Source organism: Flavobacterium sp. P3_A6 (genome assembly GCF_056403035.1).
The window spans coordinates 1-2,796 of the sequence record NZ_JBFUGG010000046.1; the positions used below are offsets into that span (position 1 = coordinate 1).

3 protein-coding genes and 2 rRNA genes are annotated in these 2,796 nt (G+C 35.9%); 2 read left to right on the forward strand and 3 right to left on the reverse strand.

All coding sequences use genetic code 11. The features are described from left to right. Positions 1–1,320 (forward strand): T9SS type A sorting domain-containing protein (locus AC1DVP_RS21160; RefSeq protein ID WP_477185451.1); only part of this gene is annotated, 1,320 nt, incomplete at its 5' end. Positions 1,321–1,416: 96 nt separating this feature from the next. Further along, positions 1,417–1,551: a hypothetical protein gene (locus tag AC1DVP_RS21165; protein WP_477185452.1), complete on the forward strand. Its 135-nt coding sequence runs from the start codon at positions 1,417–1,419 to the stop codon at positions 1,549–1,551. Positions 1,552–1,635: 84 nt separating this feature from the next. Here the strand turns inward: AC1DVP_RS21165 and AC1DVP_RS21170 are convergent, their stop codons facing one another. The 3 genes from AC1DVP_RS21170 to AC1DVP_RS21180 form a co-directional block, all read right to left on the reverse strand. Continuing rightward, entirely contained in the window at positions 1,636–2,040 is a 405-nt protein-coding gene (locus tag AC1DVP_RS21170; RefSeq protein ID WP_477185453.1) for a T9SS type A sorting domain-containing protein, read from the reverse strand. Positions 2,041–2,348: 308 nt separating this feature from the next. Beyond that, positions 2,349–2,458 (reverse strand): 5S ribosomal RNA (gene rrf, locus AC1DVP_RS21175). A 185-nt stretch (positions 2,459–2,643) separates the two neighbouring features. Beyond that, positions 2,644–2,796, reverse strand: a 23S ribosomal RNA gene (locus AC1DVP_RS21180); the annotation flags it as partial.

Genomic DNA, 2,796 nt, shown 5'->3' on the forward strand with positions numbered 1-2,796 from the left:
GATTTTAATCATTCATCAGCATTAACAAAAAACTATGTAAAAAGAGTTATCAAACAATGGATTCAAGAATACAAAATTGATGGTTTTCGCTGGGATTTAACCAAAGGATTTACACAAAACTGCACGGCCTCAGATGAAAATTGCACCAATAGTTACCAACAGGACAGAGTAGACATCTTAAAAGAATATGCCGATTATTCTTGGTCATTGGATCCAACTCATTATACAATTTTTGAACATTTAGGTTCTGATGCCGAAGAAAAAGAATGGGCAAATTACAGATTTTCCGAAACTCCTAGCAAAGGAGTAATGATGTGGGGAAAAATGACCGATAATTATAATCAATTATCAATGGGATATAATTCAAGTAACGATATTTCAAGAATGTATGGGCCAAACCATAACGGTTTCCTAGGAAACAGAGTCATGGGATATGCCGAAAGCCATGACGAAGAACGTCTAATGTATAAAAATATACAGTTCGGAAATTCAAGCGGAACGTATAACGTGAAAACATTAAACACTGCATTATCAAGAATGTCAGCCATAGGAGCTGTTACTTTATTAATACCTGGTCCAAAAATGATATGGCATTTTGGTGAATTAGGGTGGGACGCCTCTATTTATACCTGTACTGATGGCACCGTAAATGATAATTCATCAACAATAGCTGGTGACTGTAAATTATCAACCAAACCACAGCCTCAATGGATTAATAACTGGTTGGGCGATAATTCCAGAAATAAAATCTATTATGATTGGGCAAGAATGATTGCTTTAAAAACAACCGAACCTGTTTTTTCAGGTACAGCAACAATTCCGTCAGCCACTACTTTAACTCCAAACATTAAAATAACCAATAGTTCATTGGCAAGTTCAGCTCTTAAAGATGTTCTTATCATTGCTAACTTTGACGTAACTGCCCAAAATGTGGCAACAGGATTTCAATACACTGGAACGTGGTACAATCTAATGGACAATTCCCCATTCAACGTCACAGATATTAATACCACAATTAGCTTACAGCCTGGTGAATTTAGAATCTACGGAAATAAATCAACAGTCCTAGCTACAACTGATTTTGAAATCATGAAAGATATTTTCATTTCACCAAATCCAGCTTCAAATTACTTTTCATTAAATACAGATACTGCCAAAATTCAAATTTATGCAATAACTGGACAATTAATCAAAACCTTCAACAAACCTCATACTAAAGAATACCAATATAATATAAGCGAATTAAATAATGGTTTGTATTTTATAAAAGTTTACAACGAAGACAATCAGATAAAAGTGATGAAGTTCATCAAACAATAAATATTTTAATTTAGCCTAATATATAATCTGCCATCAAATTAAGTTTTGGTGGCTTTTTTTATAAAAAGCTATTTGGCAAAATAAAATAGTTTTGGCATGCCCCAAGGGTCGGGCTGTACATTATATTCCCGATTAACAAAAACTACGGCAAAAAAGCCTTGTTTTTCTAAATCGGGAGATGCCATTTCCATCCCTCATGCAAATACGTTTTCAGAACAGCATTTTGACTAATTTGAAAGTATTTAAAAAACAAAAAAACAGCCCCMAAATCAGAGCTGTTTTCTCAAAATCCTAACTTAACCAAAACGCAACAAATCAATTCACCGTTGCGATATTTTCATTTTTCATTTTCAAGCCGCCTTTGTACACTTCGSCAACAGCTTTTCTGGACAATGTCGACCCYTGATTTGTAACCACTATCTCGTGGGTCACTTTCTTCAGATTAGTCTCCACTTCCAAGAAGTAAACCCCCTCCGGAAATTCCTCAAGGCTGTAGGCTCTCGCAATTCCTTCCTTTCCTGTTACGGTTTCATTATAAATCACATGGTGTGACTCATCATAGATCGTCACATTGGCTTTTTGAATCTCATTTACCGAAAAACTGATTTCTTTTCCGTTTTCTTTTTTTACATGAAGCAAAAAATCACCATTGATTGCGTACGTATTGATGCCGGTCAAAGCTATTAATACTATAAGACTTAATTTTAAAATCGTTTTCATGATACTGCCGTTTTAAATTAGTAATAATTTCTATTGCTAAAGTAGCATCATAATTCCAACCAAAACACAACTGTATTCTCTGATGCAGTTGTTATTTTAACCTTACGAAAACGATGTATTGCACATTCGGACAATACAGCATACTGATTGGGTAATTTAGAATAGTTTTCAAAATTATTTATTTTCAAAAAAACTTTTGCACTTGATCCTGGATCTCCTTTTAATAAAGCACAGCCACAATACAAATGATGCAAATAAATGGCATAAAACAAAAAACCCTTCATCAATATGATGAAGGGTTTTCAAAAGAAAGGCAGCGACATACTCTCCCACATAACTGCAGTACCATCTGCGCAGGCGGGCTTAACTACTCTGTTCGGGATGGGAAGAGGTGAGCCCCGCCGCAATAACCACCTTAAGGCTGTTGGTTGTTGGTTTTTGGCTGTCGGCTGATGGATTTCTCCAGCAACTGTCAACTATTAACCATCAACTGCTCTGCGTCGAGCTAATATCTTAACATACTGAGATAAAGAACATAAAAAGCGTATTAGAAAGTTTCTTCTCTCCCGTCTCGTCCTAAGACGAGACGGGAGAGAAAAGGGTGTACATAAGCTTACGGATTATTAGTACTACTCGACTATGACATTACTGCCTTTACATCTGTAGCCTATCAACGTGGTCATCTCCCACGATCCTTAAAAGAAATCTCATCTTGTGGTGGGTTTCGCGCTTATATGCTTTCAGCGCTTATCCCTT